Source organism: Pseudomonas ficuserectae, assembly GCF_024584585.1.
In the GTDB taxonomy this organism is placed as follows: Bacteria; Pseudomonadota; Gammaproteobacteria; order Pseudomonadales; family Pseudomonadaceae; genus Aquipseudomonas; species Aquipseudomonas amygdali.
In genome coordinates, this window is record NZ_CP085684.1 from 5,938,144 (window position 1) to 5,956,550 (window position 18,407).

Annotated in this window: 13 protein-coding genes, 2 tRNA genes and 2 rRNA genes; 10 read left to right on the plus strand and 7 right to left on the minus strand. The window is 56.5% G+C overall.

What is annotated here, in order from left to right; genetic code table 11:
* Window positions 1-2: 2 nt before the first annotated feature.
* The 6 genes from LJU29_RS26680 to LJU29_RS26705 form a co-directional block, all read right to left on the minus strand.
* Window positions 3-2,895, minus strand: a 23S ribosomal RNA gene (locus LJU29_RS26680).
* A gap of 239 nt (window positions 2,896-3,134) precedes the next feature.
* Window positions 3,135-3,210: transfer RNA gene (locus LJU29_RS26685), tRNA-Ala, on the minus strand.
* 30 nt (window positions 3,211-3,240) lie between these two features.
* Window positions 3,241-3,317: transfer RNA gene (locus LJU29_RS26690), tRNA-Ile, on the minus strand.
* A 123-nt stretch (window positions 3,318-3,440) separates the two neighbouring features.
* Window positions 3,441-4,979 (minus strand): 16S ribosomal RNA (locus LJU29_RS26695).
* Together the 16S and 23S rRNA genes with 2 tRNA genes alongside form the textbook arrangement of a ribosomal RNA operon.
* 589 nt (window positions 4,980-5,568) lie before the next feature.
* On the minus strand, window positions 5,569-6,789 hold the full coding sequence (locus LJU29_RS26700; RefSeq protein ID WP_057423959.1) for a CaiB/BaiF CoA transferase family protein: 1,221 nt from the start codon (window positions 6,787-6,789) through the stop codon (window positions 5,569-5,571).
* Window positions 6,790-6,801: 12 nt separating this feature from the next.
* Entirely contained in the window at window positions 6,802-7,983 is a 1,182-nt protein-coding gene (locus LJU29_RS26705; RefSeq protein WP_257111433.1) for an acyl-CoA dehydrogenase, read from the minus strand.
* Window positions 7,984-8,138: 155 nt separating this feature from the next.
* Here LJU29_RS26705 and LJU29_RS26710 point away from each other — a divergent pair, with 155 nt between their 5' ends.
* The 10 genes from LJU29_RS26710 (at window position 8,139) to LJU29_RS26755 (ending at window position 17,922) form a co-directional block, all read left to right on the plus strand.
* Window positions 8,139-9,047, plus strand: coding sequence for a LysR family transcriptional regulator (locus LJU29_RS26710; RefSeq protein WP_054995684.1), 909 nt, complete (start codon window positions 8,139-8,141; stop codon window positions 9,045-9,047).
* 422 nt (window positions 9,048-9,469) lie between these two features.
* On the plus strand, window positions 9,470-10,591 hold the full coding sequence (locus LJU29_RS26715) for a Re/Si-specific NAD(P)(+) transhydrogenase subunit alpha (protein ID WP_005757047.1): 1,122 nt from the start codon (window positions 9,470-9,472) through the stop codon (window positions 10,589-10,591).
* 10 nt (window positions 10,592-10,601) lie between these two features.
* Window positions 10,602-10,925, plus strand: a complete 324-nt coding sequence (locus tag LJU29_RS26720; protein WP_002555867.1) for an NAD(P) transhydrogenase subunit alpha part 2 — start codon at window positions 10,602-10,604, stop codon at window positions 10,923-10,925.
* Window positions 10,922-12,376, plus strand: coding sequence for an NAD(P)(+) transhydrogenase (Re/Si-specific) subunit beta (locus LJU29_RS26725; RefSeq protein ID WP_057423961.1), 1,455 nt, complete (start codon window positions 10,922-10,924; stop codon window positions 12,374-12,376). Before LJU29_RS26720 ends, LJU29_RS26725 begins: the two co-directional genes overlap by 4 nt.
* 180 nt (window positions 12,377-12,556) lie before the next feature.
* The gene (scpC, locus tag LJU29_RS26730; protein ID WP_057423962.1) at window positions 12,557-14,050 is read left to right on the plus strand and encodes a succinyl-CoA:acetate CoA-transferase ScpC; all 1,494 of its coding nucleotides are present in this window, start codon (window positions 12,557-12,559) and stop codon (window positions 14,048-14,050) included.
* A 320-nt stretch (window positions 14,051-14,370) separates the two neighbouring features.
* The gene (locus tag LJU29_RS26735; RefSeq protein WP_002555870.1) at window positions 14,371-14,586 is read left to right on the plus strand and encodes a DUF1127 domain-containing protein; all 216 of its coding nucleotides are present in this window, start codon (window positions 14,371-14,373) and stop codon (window positions 14,584-14,586) included.
* A gap of 310 nt (window positions 14,587-14,896) precedes the next feature.
* Entirely contained in the window at window positions 14,897-15,214 is a 318-nt protein-coding gene (locus tag LJU29_RS26740; protein WP_257111434.1) for a DUF2388 domain-containing protein, read from the plus strand.
* A gap of 67 nt (window positions 15,215-15,281) precedes the next feature.
* On the plus strand, window positions 15,282-15,605 hold the full coding sequence (locus LJU29_RS26745; RefSeq protein ID WP_005757043.1) for a DUF2388 domain-containing protein: 324 nt from the start codon (window positions 15,282-15,284) through the stop codon (window positions 15,603-15,605).
* A gap of 38 nt (window positions 15,606-15,643) precedes the next feature.
* Complete coding sequence (locus LJU29_RS26750; protein WP_257111435.1) at window positions 15,644-15,964, plus strand: DUF2388 domain-containing protein; 321 nt, start codon at window positions 15,644-15,646, stop codon at window positions 15,962-15,964.
* A complete protein-coding gene (locus LJU29_RS26755) occupies window positions 15,961-17,922 on the plus strand; it encodes a DUF7844 domain-containing protein (protein ID WP_057423963.1) in 1,962 nt (653 codons plus the stop codon). The genes LJU29_RS26750 and LJU29_RS26755 overlap by 4 nt, the downstream gene beginning before the upstream one ends.
* On the opposite strand, the gene LJU29_RS26760 is transcribed toward LJU29_RS26755, so the two are convergent.
* Entirely contained in the window at window positions 17,923-18,300 is a 378-nt protein-coding gene (locus LJU29_RS26760) for an SCP2 sterol-binding domain-containing protein (RefSeq protein ID WP_002555875.1), read from the minus strand.
* Window positions 18,301-18,407: the final 107 nt, after the last annotated feature.

Below are 18,407 nucleotides of genomic sequence, written 5' to 3' on the forward strand. Positions count from 1 at the left end.
ATATGGTCAAGCCTCACGGGCAATTAGTATTGGTTAGCTCAACGCCTCACAGCGCTTACACACCCAACCTATCAACGTCGTAGTCTTCGACGGCCCTTTAGGGAACTCAAGGTTCCAGTGAGATCTCATCTTGAGGCAAGTTTCCCGCTTAGATGCTTTCAGCGGTTATCTTTTCCGAACATAGCTACCCGGCAATGCCACTGGCGTGACAACCGGAACACCAGAGGTTCGTCCACTCCGGTCCTCTCGTACTAGGAGCAGCCCCTCTCAAATCTCAAACGTCCACGGCAGATAGGGACCGAACTGTCTCACGACGTTCTAAACCCAGCTCGCGTACCACTTTAAATGGCGAACAGCCATACCCTTGGGACCGGCTTCAGCCCCAGGATGTGATGAGCCGACATCGAGGTGCCAAACACCGCCGTCGATATGAACTCTTGGGCGGTATCAGCCTGTTATCCCCGGAGTACCTTTTATCCGTTGAGCGATGGCCCTTCCATACAGAACCACCGGATCACTAAGACCTACTTTCGTACCTGCTCGACGTGTCTGTCTCGCAGTCAAGCGCGCTTTTGCCTTTATACTCTACGACCGATTTCCGACCGGTCTGAGCGCACCTTCGTACTCCTCCGTTACTCTTTAGGAGGAGACCGCCCCAGTCAAACTACCCACCATACACTGTCCTCGATCCGGATAACGGACCTGAGTTAGAACCTCAAAGTTGCCAGGGTGGTATTTCAAGGTTGGCTCCACGCAGACTGGCGTCCACGCTTCAAAGCCTCCCACCTATCCTACACAAGCAAATTCAAAGTCCAGTGCAAAGCTATAGTAAAGGTTCACGGGGTCTTTCCGTCTAGCCGCGGATACACTGCATCTTCACAGCGATTTCAATTTCACTGAGTCTCGGGTGGAGACAGCGCCGCCATCGTTACGCCATTCGTGCAGGTCGGAACTTACCCGACAAGGAATTTCGCTACCTTAGGACCGTTATAGTTACGGCCGCCGTTTACCGGGGCTTCGATCAAGAGCTTCGCTTGCGCTAACCCCATCAATTAACCTTCCGGCACCGGGCAGGCGTCACACCCTATACGTCCACTTTCGTGTTTGCAGAGTGCTGTGTTTTTAATAAACAGTCGCAGCGGCCTGGTATCTTCGACCGGCGTGGGCTTACGCAGTAAATGCTTCACCCTCACCGGCGCACCTTCTCCCGAAGTTACGGTGCCATTTTGCCTAGTTCCTTCACCCGAGTTCTCTCAAGCGCCTTGGTATTCTCTACCCAACCACCTGTGTCGGTTTGGGGTACGGTTCCTGGTTACCTGAAGCTTAGAAGCTTTTCTTGGAAGCATGGCATCAACCACTTCGCGTTCTAAAGAACACTCGTCATCAGCTCTCGGCCTTGAGATCCCGGATTTACCTAAGATCTCAGCCTACCACCTTAAACCTGGACAACCAACGCCAGGCTGGCCTAGCCTTCTCCGTCCCTCCATCGCAATAACCAGAAGTACAGGAATATTAACCTGTTTTCCATCGACTACGCTTTTCAGCCTCGCCTTAGGGACCGACTAACCCTGCGTCGATTAACGTTGCGCAGGAAACCTTGGTCTTTCGGCGTGGGTGTTTTTCACACCCATTGTCGTTACTCATGTCAGCATTCGCACTTCTGATACCTCCAGCAAGCTTCTCAACTCACCTTCACAGGCTTACAGAACGCTCCTCTACCGCATCATCATAAGATGATACCCGTAGCTTCGGTGCATGGTTTGAGCCCCGTTACATCTTCCGCGCAGGCCGACTCGACTAGTGAGCTATTACGCTTTCTTTAAAGGGTGGCTGCTTCTAAGCCAACCTCCTAGCTGTCTAAGCCTTCCCACATCGTTTCCCACTTAACCATGACTTTGGGACCTTAGCTGACGGTCTGGGTTGTTTCCCTTTTCACGACGGACGTTAGCACCCGCCGTGTGTCTCCCATGCTCGGCACTTGTAGGTATTCGGAGTTTGCATCGGTTTGGTAAGTCGGGATGACCCCCTAGCCGAAACAGTGCTCTACCCCCTACAGTGATACATGAGGCGCTACCTAAATAGCTTTCGAGGAGAACCAGCTATCTCCGAGCTTGATTAGCCTTTCACTCCGATCCACAGGTCATCCGCTAACTTTTCAACGGTAGTCGGTTCGGTCCTCCAGTTAGTGTTACCCAACCTTCAACCTGCCCATGGATAGATCGCCCGGTTTCGGGTCTATTCCCAGCGACTAGACGCCCTATTAAGACTCGCTTTCGCTACGCCTCCCCTATTCGGTTAAGCTCGCCACTGAAAATAAGTCGCTGACCCATTATACAAAAGGTACGCAGTCACCCAACAAAGTGGGCTCCCACTGCTTGTACGCATACGGTTTCAGGATCTATTTCACTCCGCTCTCCGCGGTTCTTTTCGCCTTTCCCTCACGGTACTGGTTCACTATCGGTCAGTCAGTAGTATTTAGCCTTGGAGGATGGTCCCCCCATATTCAGACAAGGTTTCTCGTGCCCCGTCCTACTCGATTTCATTGCAAAGGGATTTTCGCGTACAGGGCTATCACCCACTATGGCCGTCCTTTCCAGAACGTTCCGCTAATCTCAATACAACTTAAGGGCTGGTCCCCGTTCGCTCGCCACTACTAAGGGAATCTCGGTTGATTTCTTTTCCTCAGGGTACTTAGATGTTTCAGTTCCCCTGGTTCGCTTCTTGCACCTATGTATTCAGTACAAGATAACCACCTTATGATGGCTGGGTTCCCCCATTCAGACATCTCCGGATCACAGTCTGTTTGCCGACTCCCCGAAGCTTTTCGCAGGCTACCACGTCTTTCATCGCCTCTGACTGCCAAGGCATCCACCGTATGCGCTTCTTCACTTGACCATATAACCCCAAGCAATCTGGTTATACTGTGAAGACGACATTCGCCGAAAGTTTGCATTCACAAACTTTACCTTAGCCCGGACACGCACCAGTGAAAGAGGTGCCCGGTCTATTTCTTTCTATCACATACCCAAATTTTTAAAGAACGATCTAATCAAAGACTAGAAATCAACATTCACTCATTGATCATCAGGATCAATGGAATGCTCATTTCTAGGCTTTCAAACAGAAGCAGTAAGTGGTGGAGCCAAGCGGGATCGAACCGCTGACCTCCTGCGTGCAAGGCAGGCGCTCTCCCAGCTGAGCTATGGCCCCGTATTTCTACAGCCGTTTCCCACACAAAATTGGTGGGTCTGGGCAGATTCGAACTGCCGACCTCACCCTTATCAGGGGTGCGCTCTAACCAACTGAGCTACAGACCCAATTTCGAGCTTGTAGCCGCTAGCGTTGAGCTATCAGCTTGGAGCTTAAAGCTGCTTCTAATCGTCTTCTTCAATGAATCAAGCAATTCGTGTGGGTGCTTATGGCGCAGCTGAGTCGTCGATTAAGGAGGTGATCCAGCCGCAGGTTCCCCTACGGCTACCTTGTTACGACTTCACCCCAGTCATGAATCACACCGTGGTAACCGTCCTCCCGAAGGTTAGACTAGCTACTTCTGGTGCAACCCACTCCCATGGTGTGACGGGCGGTGTGTACAAGGCCCGGGAACGTATTCACCGCGACATTCTGATTCGCGATTACTAGCGATTCCGACTTCACGCAGTCGAGTTGCAGACTGCGATCCGGACTACGATCGGTTTTGTGAGATTAGCTCCACCTCGCGGCTTGGCAACCCTCTGTACCGACCATTGTAGCACGTGTGTAGCCCAGGCCGTAAGGGCCATGATGACTTGACGTCATCCCCACCTTCCTCCGGTTTGTCACCGGCAGTCTCCTTAGAGTGCCCACCATAACGTGCTGGTAACTAAGGACAAGGGTTGCGCTCGTTACGGGACTTAACCCAACATCTCACGACACGAGCTGACGACAGCCATGCAGCACCTGTCTCAATGCTCCCGAAGGCACCAATCCATCTCTGGAAAGTTCATTGGATGTCAAGGCCTGGTAAGGTTCTTCGCGTTGCTTCGAATTAAACCACATGCTCCACCGCTTGTGCGGGCCCCCGTCAATTCATTTGAGTTTTAACCTTGCGGCCGTACTCCCCAGGCGGTCAACTTAATGCGTTAGCTGCGCCACTAAGAGCTCAAGGCTCCCAACGGCTAGTTGACATCGTTTACGGCGTGGACTACCAGGGTATCTAATCCTGTTTGCTCCCCACGCTTTCGCACCTCAGTGTCAGTATCAGTCCAGGTGGTCGCCTTCGCCACTGGTGTTCCTTCCTATATCTACGCATTTCACCGCTACACAGGAAATTCCACCACCCTCTACCATACTCTAGCTTGCCAGTTTTGGATGCAGTTCCCAGGTTGAGCCCGGGGATTTCACATTCAACTTAACAAACCACCTACGCGCGCTTTACGCCCAGTAATTCCGATTAACGCTTGCACCCTCTGTATTACCGCGGCTGCTGGCACAGAGTTAGCCGGTGCTTATTCTGTCGGTAACGTCAAAACAATCACGTATTAGGTAACTGCCCTTCCTCCCAACTTAAAGTGCTTTACAATCCGAAGACCTTCTTCACACACGCGGCATGGCTGGATCAGGCTTTCGCCCATTGTCCAATATTCCCCACTGCTGCCTCCCGTAGGAGTCTGGACCGTGTCTCAGTTCCAGTGTGACTGATCATCCTCTCAGACCAGTTACGGATCGTCGCCTTGGTGAGCCATTACCTCACCAACTAGCTAATCCGACCTAGGCTCATCTGATAGCGCAAGGCCCGAAGGTCCCCTGCTTTCTCCCGTAGGACGTATGCGGTATTAGCGTCCGTTTCCGAGCGTTATCCCCCACTACCAGGCAGATTCCTAGGCATTACTCACCCGTCCGCCGCTCGCCACCAGGTACAAGTACCCGTGCTGCCGCTCGACTTGCATGTGTTAGGCCTGCCGCCAGCGTTCAATCTGAGCCATGATCAAACTCTTCAGTTCAAACATCTAACTGGGTTTTGAGAAAACCCTAAACTTGGCTCAGCAATCGTTGGTTACATCTTTGATTTCTCGCGGAGTAACTTGGGTTGCTGATAATCTGTTGACTTCAGTCTGACACCACAAGCACCCACACGAATTGCTTGATTCAGTTGTTAAAGAGCGGATGGTTAAGAGCTTTCGTCTCAACCGAGGCGCGCATTCTACAGCGCCTCCTGTATCTGTCAAGCGGTTATTTTAAGAAGTTTTCAAAGTTTCCTTTGCAACTTCAACCACTTGCGCTTCGATCAACTCTTCAGTTGCTCATCAGCGGGAGGCGAATTCTACAGCGTTACAACCGCGTGTCAAACTCTTTTTTCTCACCGCTGTCGATCACTGCAGACTCGACCTCCTTCCTCGCTGACTCCTCACTCTAAACCCTTGTAAACTATTGATCTACAAGGCTTTTTTGTTTCCATCTGCGCCGGAAGTGGGGCGAATTATAGACAGATCACAGAGGGCGTCAACCGTTAATTTCAAAAACATCGAAATTAGCCATTAAGGCCCTGTAGCTATATAGAAAAGCCCTTCGCAAATGCTTTCTTCTATATAGCTACACGACTCCTGACTTGCGCAGCGCTGCAACCTCTTCACCCTCAAGCCCTAATAGCTCTTGAAGCACTTGCGCCGTGTGCTCGCCCAACAAAGGAGGCGCCCTTCGATATTCGACTGGCGTTTCCGATAGCCTGATAGGGCTGGCGACCTGCGGAACGCGCCCGCCCAACGCGTGCGGCATCTCTATAGCAAGCCCCCGCGCCATAACCTGCGGATCCGCAAACACTTGAGCAAGGTCATTGACCGGGCCGCACGGCACGCCAGCCGCCTCAAGCTCGTCAACCCACTGAGCAGTGGTCTTGAACACCGTAGCCTGACGAATCAATGGAATCAGTTCGGTACGATGAGCCACGCGCAGTTTGTTGGTCAGAAAGCGCGAATCATCAGCCCACTGTGGCTGCCCCGCCACTTCGGCAAACCTTCTGAACTGGCTGTCATTCCCCACAGTCAGGATCAGGTCGCCATCGGCAGTAGGAAAAGCCTGATACGGCACTATATTGGGATGAGCATTTCCCAAGCGCCTGGGCGCAACGCCCGTGGTCAGGTAGTTCATGGCCTGATTAGCCAGACACGCCACCTGCACATCGAGCAGCGCCATATCAATGTATTGCCCTGTATCGCTTTGATCGCGATGAGCAAGGGCGGCGAGAATGGCCGTTGTCGAATACAGACCTGTCAGGATGTCGGTCAGCGCAACGCCAACCTTCGCCGGGCCCGCGCCCTCCTCACCGTCCGGCAGACCGGTTAGGCTCATCAGGCCGCCAAGTGCCTGGATCATGAAATCGTAACCCGGACGCGTCGCATACGGCCCGCTCTGACCGAAACCGGTAATGGAGCAATAGATCAGACGTGGATTAACAGCCTTGAGCGATTCGTAATCCAGACCATAAGACGCCAACCCGCCAACCTTGAAGTTCTCGATGACAATATCCGACTTCGCCGCCAGCTCCCGTACCAGCCTCTGCCCTTCCGGTCGCGTGAAGTCGATGGTGATTGACTGCTTGTTACGATTGGCCGACAGGTAGTAAGCCGCCTCGGTGGTGTTCTGCCCGGCCGCGTCCTGAAGAAATGGCGGACCCCACGAACGAGTGTCATCGCCACATCCTGGTCGCTCGACCTTGATGACGTCAGCCCCTAGGTCAGCAAGGATCTGCCCGGCCCAAGGCCCGGCCAGGACCCTGGACAAGTCGAGCACCCGGATATGTGAAAGCGCCCCCATGACCAGCCCACCTTAATAGAAGGCCTGAATGCCGGTCTGCGCACGCCCCAAAATCAACGCGTGCACATCGTGCGTACCTTCATAGGTATTCACTACTTCCAGATTGACCAGATGCCTGGCGATGCCGAACTCGTCCGAGATACCGTTACCGCCCAGCATGTCGCGAGCCATGCGCGCGATATCCAGCGACTTGCCGCAGGAATTGCGCTTCATGATCGAGGTAATCTCTACGGCAGCCGTACCTTCGTCTTTCATGCGCCCCAAACGCAGGCAGCCTTGCAGCGCCAGAGTGATTTCAGTCTGCATGTCCGCCAGCTTTTTCTGGATCAACTGATTGGCCGCCAGCGGACGCCCAAACTGTTGACGGTCGAGGGTGTATTGCCGCGCGGTGTGCCAGCAGAACTCCGCCGCACCCAGCGCGCCCCAGGAAATACCGTAGCGCGCAGAATTGAGACAGGTGAACGGACCTTTCAGACCGCGCACGTCCGGGAAGATGTTTTCTTCAGGCACGAACACGTTATCCATGACGATCTCGCCAGTGATCGACGCACGCAGACCGACCTTGCCATGAATAGCCGGGGCGCTCAGACCTGCCCAGCCTTTTTCGAGAACGAAACCGCGGATATCGCCGGCATCGTCCTTGGCCCACACCACAAACACATCCGCGATCGGACTGTTGGTAATCCACATCTTGCTGCCGCTCAAGCGATAACCACCCTCGACACTCCGGGCACGAGTGATCATCGCCTCTGGGTCTGAACCATGGTTGGGCTCGGTCAGGCCGAAGCAGCCAATCCATTCGCCCGAGGCCAGCTTGGGCAGGTATTTCTCTTTCTGGGCCTGCGTACCGAATTCATTGATTGGCACCATGACCAGCGAGGACTGCACACTCATCATTGATCGATAGCCTGAATCGATACGCTCGACTTCACGGGCGATCAACCCATAACAGACGTAATTCAGGCCACTGCCGCCAAACGCTTCCGGAATCGTTGCACCCAGCAACCCCACTTCGCCCATCTCGCGAAAGATGGCCGGGTCGGTTTTCTCGTGACGGAAGGCTTCAAGCACGCGCGGGGCCAGCTTGCTCTGGGCGAACTGCTCGGCAGTGTCGCGAACCATGCGCTCTTCTTCAGTGAGCTGTTGATCCAGCAGCAATGGGTCGATCCAGTTAAAACTTGCTTTACCGCTCATGCCTGTTCCTCACGTTCAGCTGAAAAATCCTGTAACGATCCTAGTCCTGGTATCCCCGGGCGACAAACGAGGTTTTATCAACCTCTTGTGCTAATTTCTCACTCCAAGAGCCGCTTCAGGCCCGCATAACAAAAAGACCAGTGAGAAGAAAGGATATGAGACGCAAAATACCCAGCACCACTGCACTGGTCAGTTTCGAAGCAGCTGCCCGACACGAAAGCTTTACCAAGGCCGCTCACGAGCTGTCCCTGACACAAGGCGCGGTGTGCCGACAGATTGGCGGGCTTGAGGAGTTTCTCGGCGTTGAGCTGTTCCGGCGCTCTCGACGGGGTGTGAAGCTCACGGAGGCAGGGCTTTCCTATAGCCGCCGCGTGGCCCAGCAACTGGACGCAGTCGAGCGCGACACCCTGTCGGTCATGGGCCAACAAGGCGCCAACGCCATCGAGCTCGCCGTGGTGCCGACGTTTGGCACCCAATGGCTGTTGCCACGCCTTAAGGACTTCCAGCACAAGCACCCTGATGTCACGGTTCACCTGACCAACCGCACGCGCCCTTTTCTGTTTGCTGACACCGACTTCGATGCTGCTATCTATTTCGGCGACGCCGACTGGTCCGGCACCCAGTCGCATCGGCTGATGGGTGAAAACTCCATGCCGGTCTGCAGCCCCTCATCCCTGAACGGGCGAGACCATCTGCAAGCAAGCGAGCTCGCCGAGCTGCCATTGCTTCAACAAACCACGCGCCCCTATGCGTGGCGCCAATGGTTCAACACGCAGGGCATGGATGTGGCCCGCGATATGACCGGCCCTCGCTACGAGCTGTTTTCGATGCTCGCGCAGGCAGCCATGCACGACATGGGTGTGGCACTGATCCCGCCCTTCCTTATTCAGCGCGAACTGCATGAAAAGCGCCTGGTGATTGCCAACGTCTGTTCACTGCCCGGCAGCAAGGCCTACCACCTGATGATTCCCGAACGGAAAGTGGAGTCGGCGTCACTCAGCGCATTTCGCGACTGGTTGGTCGCTCAGGCCCGGAATTACCAGCTGCCCCAAGAGCAGATCTGAGCAGCATTTCAGGTAGTCAACGGAAGATAACACCTACAGATATAACCTTATGTCGCGTTAAAACAACTTCTCGCTCGCCGCAAAAAAAGGACTTACCCCCTAATATTTACAGGTTCTTTTGTCCTATTTTGGCTTGAATGCGAGATTTTCGAGCAAAAAAATATTAATCACCTTTTTTGTGCGGAATAGCGCCAAAGCCCATACAGGTAATGGCCTGCGTCCAATTACTGCGACAATAGGTCACAGTGTGACTTGTAGTTCACCTATAGTTTCGTTACAGAATGTATTGAAGCCCGCAAACTTCGCCTGCAAAATGCCCCGCCCCTGCTGCAAAGGGGCGTGCTGCCTGGCCATGCCAGATGGACCAGCCGTAGTGCACTGGCCTACACACGAACGATAAAAAATCGCGCAGGAGATTTGTCGTGCACATTGGTGTTCCTCTCGAAACGCAAGCGGGCGAAACCCGGGTAGCTGCTACCCCGGAAACCATCAAAAAGCTGATCAGCCAAGGGCACAGGATTACCGTGCAGAGCGGCGCAGGCATTCAGGCCAGCGTTCCAGACAGCGCTTACGAAGCTGCAGGCGCTGTGATTGGGAGCGCGAACGAAGCGTTTGCGGGCGAGTTGATCCTCAAGGTTGTAGCGCCCGACGACAATGAGCTGAGCCTGATCAAGAGCGGCTCGGTGGTCATCGGCATGCTCAACCCCTTCAACAATGAACTCATCGGCAAGATGGCCGCACAGGGCATCACCGCGTTCGCCCTGGAAGCCGCGCCGCGCACTTCCCGCGCGCAGAGCCTTGATGTGCTGTCTTCGCAGGCCAATATCGCGGGCTATAAGGCCGTGCTGCTTGCCGCCCACCACTACCCGCGCTTCATGCCCATGCTGATGACCGCTGCCGGCACTGTCAAAGCCGCACGGGTGCTGATCCTGGGCGCAGGCGTTGCGGGTCTGCAGGCCATTGCCACCGCCAAACGGCTGGGTGCAGTGGTTGAGGCGTCGGATGTGCGTCCGGCAGTGAAGGAGCAGATCGAGTCGCTGGGTGCCAAGTTCATTGATGTGCCCTACGAGACCGACGAAGAGCGCGAATGCGCCGAAGGCGTTGGCGGTTACGCCCGCCCGATGCCTGCCAGCTGGATGCAACGCCAGGCCGCAGCCGTTCACGAGCGGGCCAGGCTGGCGGACATCGTCATTACTACCGCCCTGATCCCCGGCCGCAAGGCACCGGTGCTGCTCAGCGCCGAAACCGTGGCGCAGATGAAGCCCGGTTCGGTAGTAATCGACCTGGCCGCTGCACAAGGCGGCAATTGTCCGCTGACTGTGGCAGATCAAGTCGTCGTCGAGCACGGTGTGACCGTCGTCGGCCACACCAACCTGCCAGCGCTGGTCGCAGCCGATGCTTCTGCACTCTATGCCCGCAACCTGCTGGACTTCATGAAGCTGCTGTTCGACAAGGACGGCACATTCTCGATCAACCTCGAAGACGACATCGTCGCCGCATGCCTGATGTGCCGCGACGGGCAAGTCGTACGCAAGAACGGCTGAGGACACACCAATGGAAGAGCTGATTTCCCCCGGCGTCTATAACCTGATCATTTTCGTACTGGCAATCTATGTCGGCTACCACGTGGTCTGGAACGTCACGCCTGCGCTGCACACGCCACTCATGGCGGTCACCAATGCCATCTCCGCCATCGTCATCGTTGGCGCCATGCTCGCCGCCGCACTCACAGTGACGCCGCTGGGCAAAACCATGGGCACGCTGGCTGTCGCACTGGCAGCGGTGAATGTGTTTGGTGGCTTTCTGGTCACTCGGCGGATGCTGGAGATGTTCAGGAAAAAGGCCCCCAAGGCAAAGGATGAGGCGCCGAAGTCATGAGCATGAATCTGGTCACCCTGCTGTATCTGATCGCGTCGATCTGCTTTATCCAGGCACTCAAAGGCTTGTCACACCCCACCACCTCACGCCGCGGCAATCTGTTCGGCATGCTCGGTATGGGTCTGGCGGTCATCACGACAATCGGGCTGGTGTTCAAACTGGCTGCGCTGTCTACCGCTGAAGGTACCAGTGCGGGCATTGGCTACATTGTGGTCGGCCTGCTGGTGGGCGGGACCGCTGGCTCGATCATGGCCAAGCGGGTTGAAATGACCAAAATGCCTGAGCTGGTCGCGTTCATGCACAGCATGATCGGCCTGGCAGCGGTATTCATCGCCATCGCTGCCGTAGTAGAGCCTCAGTCACTGGGCATCGTTGGTCATCTGGGCGATGCCATCCCCGCGGGCAATCGTCTTGAGCTGTTCCTCGGAGCGGCCATCGGCGCGATCACCTTTTCCGGCTCGGTAATCGCCTTTGGCAAGCTGTCGGGCAAGTACAAATTCCGGCTGTTTCAAGGTGCACCAGTACAGTTTGCCGGACAGCACAAGCTCAACCTGGTGCTTGGTCTGGCCACACTGTTCTTTGGTCTGACCTTCATGTTCACCGGTAGCCTTACTGCCTTTGCGATCATGCTCGCGCTGGCGTTCGTGATCGGTGTGCTGTTGATCATCCCGATTGGCGGTGCAGACATGCCGGTGGTGGTCTCGATGCTCAACAGCTATTCAGGCTGGGCAGCGACCGGGATCGGCTTTTCGCTGAACAACTCGATGCTGATTATCGCGGGCTCGCTGGTCGGTTCTTCGGGCGCGATCCTGTCTTACATCATGTGCAAGGCGATGAACCGCTCGTTCTTCAATGTGATCGGCGGTGGCTTCGGCGGCGCAACGGATTCGGCAGGGCCGGCAGGTAGCAAGGAAGCCCGCCCCGTGAAATCCGGCTCGGCAGACGATGCCACCTTCCTGCTGACCAACGCCGACACCGTGATCATCGTGCCGGGTTACGGGCTGGCAGTCGCGCGCGCGCAGCATGCACTCAAGGAACTGACGGAGAAGCTGGTGCACCGCGGCGTCACCGTGAAGTACGCCATTCACCCGGTGGCCGGGCGCATGCCGGGGCACATGAACGTACTGCTGGCCGAAGCCGAGGTGCCTTACGATCAGGTGTTCGAGATGGACGACATCAACTCCGAGTTCGGTCAGGCCGACGTGGTACTGGTGCTCGGCGCCAACGACGTGGTCAACCCGGCCGCCAAGAACGATCCGAAATCGCCCATTGCCGGAATGCCGATTCTGGAGGCATTCAAGGCCAAAACCATCATCGTCAACAAACGCTCGATGGCCAGTGGTTACGCTGGTCTGGATAACGAACTGTTCTATCTGGATAAAACCATGATGGTATTCGGAGATGCCAAAAAGGTGATCGAGGACATGGTGAAGGCCGTCGAAAACGCCTAGCCTGACCCTGCCACATTAAAGCCCCGGCTCGCTTGGCGACCGGGGCTTTTTACATTCTGCGTAACAGTGTTTTGCGCTGAAAGCCGCCAATTAGAGCCCTCAAATGCGACCTTGGTAGCAGGACGAACCTCGTTCAACGCTCTAGACTTGTCGCTCGCTTCTATCTACGAGACAGAATCCATGTACCGTGACCGTATCCGCCTGCCCTCCCTGATGAGCAAGGTTATGAGCGCAGCCGACGCTGCCGCCTTGATTGAAGACGGCATGACCGTCGGCATGAGTGGCTTCACCCGTGCAGGCGAAGCCAAGGCCGTGCCCCATGCGCTGGCCGAGCGCGCCAAAGTGACACCGCTGAAAATCAGCCTGATGACCGGTGCCAGCCTGGGCAATGATCTGGACAAGCAAATGACCGAGTCCGGCGTGCTGTCCCGGCGCATGCCCTTTCAGGTCGACAGCACACTGCGCAAGGCAATCAACAACGGCACGGTGATGTTCATCGATCAGCACTTGTCCGATACCGTCGAGATGCTGCGCAATCGGCAGATCAAGGCGGTGGACCTGGCGGTGATCGAATGCGTTGCGATCACCGAGGAAGGCCATCTGGTGCTCAGTACCTCTGTAGGCAACTCGGCCAGCTTCGCGATTCTGGCCAAGCAGGTGATCGTGGAAATCAACCTGTCGCAGCCGCTGGAGCTGGAAGGTCTGCACGACATCTATATACCCAGCTACCGGCCGACACGCCTGCCGATTCCGGTGCTGGAAGCAGACTCGCGCATCGGTAGTCATGCAGTGAAGATCGACCCGGCGAAGATCGTCGGCATTGTCATCAGCAACCAGCCAGATTCACCGTCCACCGTCACGCCACCTGACGCCGACACGCAGGCCATCGCCAATCATCTGGTAGAGTTTTTCAAGAAGGAAGTGCGCGAAGACCGGCTTACCGACAAGCTGATGCCACTACAGGCGGGTATCGGCAATATCGCCAACGCCGTGATGCACGGCCTGCTGGCGTCTCCCTTCACGGACCTGACGATGTACTCCGAAGTGCTGCAGGACTCGACATTCGATCTGTTCGACGCGGGCAAACTGACCTTTGCTTCAGGCAGTTCCATGACGTTGTCGGCGACCAAACACGCGGAAGTCTTTGCCGATTTCAATCGCTACAAGTCCAGGCTGGTACTGCGTCCCCAGGAGATCTCCAATCACCCCGAGGTTATCCGCCGCCTGGGCATCATCGGCATCAACACTGCGCTGGAATTCGACCTGTACGGCAACGTGAATTCTACCCACGTGTGCGGGACGCGCATGATGAATGGCATTGGCGGCTCGGGGGATTTCTCGCGCAATGCGCACCTGGCGATATTCGTCACCAAGTCGATTGCCAAGGCCGGCGCGATTTCCAGCGTTGTGCCGATGGTCAGCCATGTCGACCACACCGAACATGACGTCGACATCCTGGTCACCGAGCAGGGCCTGGCAGATCTGCGCGGCCTGGCCCCTCGCGAACGTGCGCGGGTCATCATCGACAACTGCGTACACCCGGATTACCGCGACGCGCTGAACGCCTATTTCAAAGCCGCTTGCGTGCTGGGCGGCCATACCCCGCACATCCTGCGCGAAGCACTGAGTTGGCACATCAACCTGGAAGAAACCGGGCGCATGCTGCCGGGCTGAACAGGACAGTTGGAAGTGAACGAGACCTTTCCCGACTCACTTCCTGCTCGCACTCAATAGCTTCTTGAAAAACTGTACTGCTGTACCGGTCATAAAACTGCCTCAAATCGCCAAAATCACCATAATCGACCACAAAATGCACTTATATGGTGCTGACCGGTACAGTTGCCCCATTTATGAACAAAACAGTGCCCAATCACAGTTAACTGAACCCTCACAATACAGGTGAACTGTGTCTATGGAAGCTGGACGCGTGCGAGGAAAATGGGCACCAGTCAAGCAACTCACTTATCCCGCCACAAGCGGAAGGAAGTCACACCATGGAACGTACAATCAGTTCCGATCTGTTCAGCGAAAGCACCGTTACCACTGCAAAAGCTTCTTTGCCTCTGCGCGTATTCGCCAACCTGATGCTCTGGCAGCGTCGCCTGTCCAGCCGCCATCAACTGGCTCGTCTGGATGCACGCCTGCTGGCTGACGCCGGTATCAGCGAATCCCAGCGTTACGAAGAGCTGAGCAAGCCGTTCTGGCGCTAAATCAGCGCTCGCTGGTCCCAGACCTTAAAGTCTCTCGCCAGCAACCCGAATTGCTTCATACAAAACCCGTCTCAGGCAACCGAGACGGGTTTTGTCGTTTTCGCACAGGTACTTAACAGATTGCCAATAACAGCACAGTTTCAGATAAATCAAAAACGTCAGGTACAGTTACCAAATAATGCAAACTGTGCAAGCTGCAGCCATCGACTGCCATGACAAGCGCGCTATCTGTGGGATAGTCTAGCGCTCTACCTCGGCCCTTCGGCCTCGCAGGCAGCCTGTGCCCTTTTGACCACAATGGAACTCGATCATGTCTCTGCTACGTACCCTCGGCGCTGCCTTCCTGTTGACTGCTGCTGCAGGTGCCAACGCCTCCAGCTTTATTGTGACCACTGACGCAGTGGTCGATGCAATCAATGCATCGACACGTGCCACGTCCAACATTTCCTCCTCTCTGAAAGATGACAAGATCGTTCTGGCCGCCCGAGACGATGCCGCCAGCTTCGTGGCCAGCTCCGGCGACATCCGTAGCGCTCGCCTCGAAGGCGCGCTGCAGCACATCCGTCAGGTTCTGCCTGAATTGCAAGCGACCGACAGCCAACTGGCTCAGGCCATTCTGGCCATCTGACCGTGGTGCCCCGGCCATGTGCCGGGGTAGCTCTGGCCAGAGCATGGCGCTAGCCTTGCTACCTGTTTTGCCGGTTCGTGAAAGTCATGCGCTACTGCACCTTCTGTTTATCGCACCCGTTGCCAGCCTGATGTGTATCAGTCAGGTTCAAGCGTTCGATACGACCACGCAGGGTCTGGTCAAGACCGGCTATGCAACCAGTCAGGTCACAACAGCACCTTTCGATAACAAACTCATGATGGCTGCCAGAGACGACGCTGCTGCGTTCATCGCCAGCGACGGAGATATACGCTGTGCCCGGCTTGTGGCCGCGCTGCACGCCCTGCGTCAGGCAGATGCAAAACTTCGTGCCAGCGACCTTGAACTGGCGCAGGCAATCCTCGTCCAATAGCCACTTTCCCCTCTTTGCGTAACTGGAGACGTCACCACATGCGTACCCCGCTGATTGCTGCTTCCCTTGGCCTGCTATTGCTGGCCGATTTTGCCCAGGCTCAGACCGTTGTAGCCACGAGCAACATCATCGTTCGCGCGTTTGGCCGTACCATTGATTTCACCTCGGACACCACCACATCGATTCGCGACTCCAAAGTCGTGCTCCAGGCCAAGGACGCCGCCGCCAGTTACGTTGCCAGCGGCGGTGACATCCACGGTGCCCAGCTGGATGCAGCCTTCGATACACTGCGTACCCGCGTACCAGAAGCACGCGGCGCAAGCGATCAGACCCTGGCTGAAGCAATCCTCGCATTGTGAGGCGATTTCGCGCCTGGCTGCTTGCTGGCGCGCTGTCGCTGGTCGGGACGCATGCCTTTGCCAGCCTGAAGCTGGAACTGCACACGGACGGCCTCGATGCGCCGCAACAGCAAGCCAGCCAGACGCTGCTCGACGAAGCCATGCACGCGCTGCCGCCCAGCTTCGTCGAAGCACTGGACCGAACCGTCGAGGTAAGCTGGTCCAGCGACATGCCGCAAAACGCCTACGGTCAGGCGGCGGGCCCTTATCAGCTATACCTCAACAGCCACTTGCTGGCCTCGTTGACCGACGGTTCGGCAGCCACCGCCCAGACAGGCCGTCCACACGGAACGGTGCGCCAGGAGTTGCTCGCCACCGTCCTGCATGAGCTGACCCACGTCTACGACCGCGCCCGCCTGTGGTCGCCCAGCGAGCGAGCGGCGATTTTTCGCTGCACATCACGTAACAGTTCACTGGGCAAGGTAGGTCTGCCTGACGACTGCCGCGGCCAGACCGAGCGCCGCTTTACCCTGAGTGACGACCCTCGCCTGCTGGACCTGGCGGGCTGGCAGCAATACGTCGGACGCCGCGGTGAACGCGAGGAACATAACGGCCAGGTCGCCCGCAGCCCGGACATCTACGAAACCACCAGCCCGCTGGAATTCGTGGCCGTGAACATGGAGTATTTCCTCCTCGACCCGGCCTACGCCTGTCGTCGCCCGGCGCTGTATGCGTATTACAAAGAGCGCTTTGGCTGGGCACCCGCAGCACGGGATAAATGCCCCACGTACTACCCTTATCTGAATGCCGGCAGCGACTTCGGCCGTGAGCCGCTGGGCAAGCTGGACCCCGAGCGGGTCTACGCGGTGGATTATCTGCTCGCCGAGGCGAATCAGAACTGGGCGAGCCGCTGGGGCCACAGCATGTTGCGCCTGGTGATCTGCAAACCTGGTCGTCCTCGTGGGCCGGACTGCCGCCTGGACCTCGACCAGCATCTGGTCCTGTCTTATCGGGCATTCGTCGGCGATGTACAGCTATCGAGCTGGGACGGCCTGATGGGTGCCTACCCGTCGCGGCTGTTCGTCTTGCCGCTGGCGCAGGTCATCGATGAATACACCAAGACCGAACTGCGCAGCCTGGCCTCCGTGCCAATCAAGCTGTCGCGCCCGGAAATCGAAGGTCTGGTCCAGCACGCTGCCGAGATGCATTGGAGCTACGACGGCAATTACTACTTCCTCTCGAACAATTGCGCCGTTGAAAACCTCAAGTTGCTGCGCGCCGGTACGCACAATCCCAAGCTCGTCGGCTTGGACAGCATTTTGCCCAACGGCCTGCTTGAAGTCCTCAAAGGCCGCGGGCTGGCCGATACCAGTGTGCTGGACGACCCCAGAGAAGCATTGCGTCTGGGATACCGGTTCGATTCCTACCGTGACCGCTATCAGGCCATGTTCGAGGTTTTGAAGAAGCACCTGCCGATCAAGCAGAACACCGTTGAAGAATGGATGGCCCTGCCAGCCAGTGAGCGCAGCCAGTGGTTCGCTAAGGCCGATCTGCGTACCAGTGCTGCGATTCTGCTGCTGGAGCAGGCCAGCCTGCGCAGGCAACTGCTATTGGCCCAGGACGAAGTGAAGCAGAGCTATCTCGGTGCACGCGAAGTGAAAGATGGCAAGGTCTCCAATGCCACCAAAACGCTACAGGAGATCCTCGCCAGCAGTGGCTTTCTCAGCCGGCCAGCCGAGCTGCTCGGCAGCGGCGGGTACGGTTTGCCACAGGCGGGGGAATGGCAGCGGCTTGAAGCAGAAAGCAGTCAACGCCAGAAACAACTCAAGCGCCTGACCGGCGATCTCGACAAGGAAGTGCGCGCCCTGCTGGAGCCCGAACGCGCCAAGGAAATTGCAGCCAACGAAGCCAACCTCAAACAGGTGTCCGAGCACCTTCGGGCGCTGCATAAGGCGGCAGGCGGGCTGCAACTGCCGTGATCAGGCAGCTTTCTTTTTCGGCTTGAGGTATTTGACCAGGCCCTGGAACCAGATCACCAGGGCCGGGTTGCCCTTGATCTGAATATCCTTGTCCTGAATGCCCTTCATGAACGCCAGCTGCTTGTTCTTCGCCTGGAGGGTGTCAAAGCCAAAGGCTGCATCGCGAAACGAGATGGCAAAGGCTGGCTCTGCAACCACACCGCTGGCACTGCGAATGCGCTGATCGTGCACCACGAAGTGACGCGCGATTTTGCCATCTGCGGTCTGTAACTGAAATGTCAGGTCCTTGCCAGCCAACTGCTGCTGGAACGCGGGGTTGTTACGACTGGCGCGGGCCATTAGCAGGCCCAGCATCCACAATAGAAAACGAAACTTCATGCTAGACCTCTGTACGCACTGGATCCGGTGATCAGGATCGGCGTGGCAGTGTAGCGGTTTATTGGCCCAAAACCTGTAGGACAAGATGAATTTCGAGGGAGATCGGT

Coding starts and splice junctions, on each gene's coding strand:
- LJU29_RS26750 (WP_257111435.1), top strand. CDS start 15,644: ATGCGTACCCCGCTGATTGCTGCTTCCCTTGGCCTGCTATTGCTGGCC.
- LJU29_RS26740 (WP_257111434.1), top strand. CDS start 14,897: ATGTCTCTGCTACGTACCCTCGGCGCTGCCTTCCTGTTGACTGCTGCT.
- LJU29_RS26705 (WP_257111433.1), bottom strand. CDS start 7,983: ATGAGCGGTAAAGCAAGTTTTAACTGGATCGACCCATTGCTGCTGGAT.
- LJU29_RS26700 (WP_057423959.1), bottom strand. CDS start 6,789: ATGGGGGCGCTTTCACATATCCGGGTGCTCGACTTGTCCAGGGTCCTG.
- LJU29_RS26725 (WP_057423961.1), top strand. CDS start 10,922: ATGAGCATGAATCTGGTCACCCTGCTGTATCTGATCGCGTCGATCTGC.
- LJU29_RS26735 (WP_002555870.1), top strand. CDS start 14,371: ATGGAACGTACAATCAGTTCCGATCTGTTCAGCGAAAGCACCGTTACC.
- LJU29_RS26710 (WP_054995684.1), top strand. CDS start 8,139: ATGAGACGCAAAATACCCAGCACCACTGCACTGGTCAGTTTCGAAGCA.
- LJU29_RS26760 (WP_002555875.1), bottom strand. CDS start 18,300: ATGAAGTTTCGTTTTCTATTGTGGATGCTGGGCCTGCTAATGGCCCGC.
- LJU29_RS26720 (WP_002555867.1), top strand. CDS start 10,602: ATGGAAGAGCTGATTTCCCCCGGCGTCTATAACCTGATCATTTTCGTA.
- scpC (WP_057423962.1), top strand. CDS start 12,557: ATGTACCGTGACCGTATCCGCCTGCCCTCCCTGATGAGCAAGGTTATG.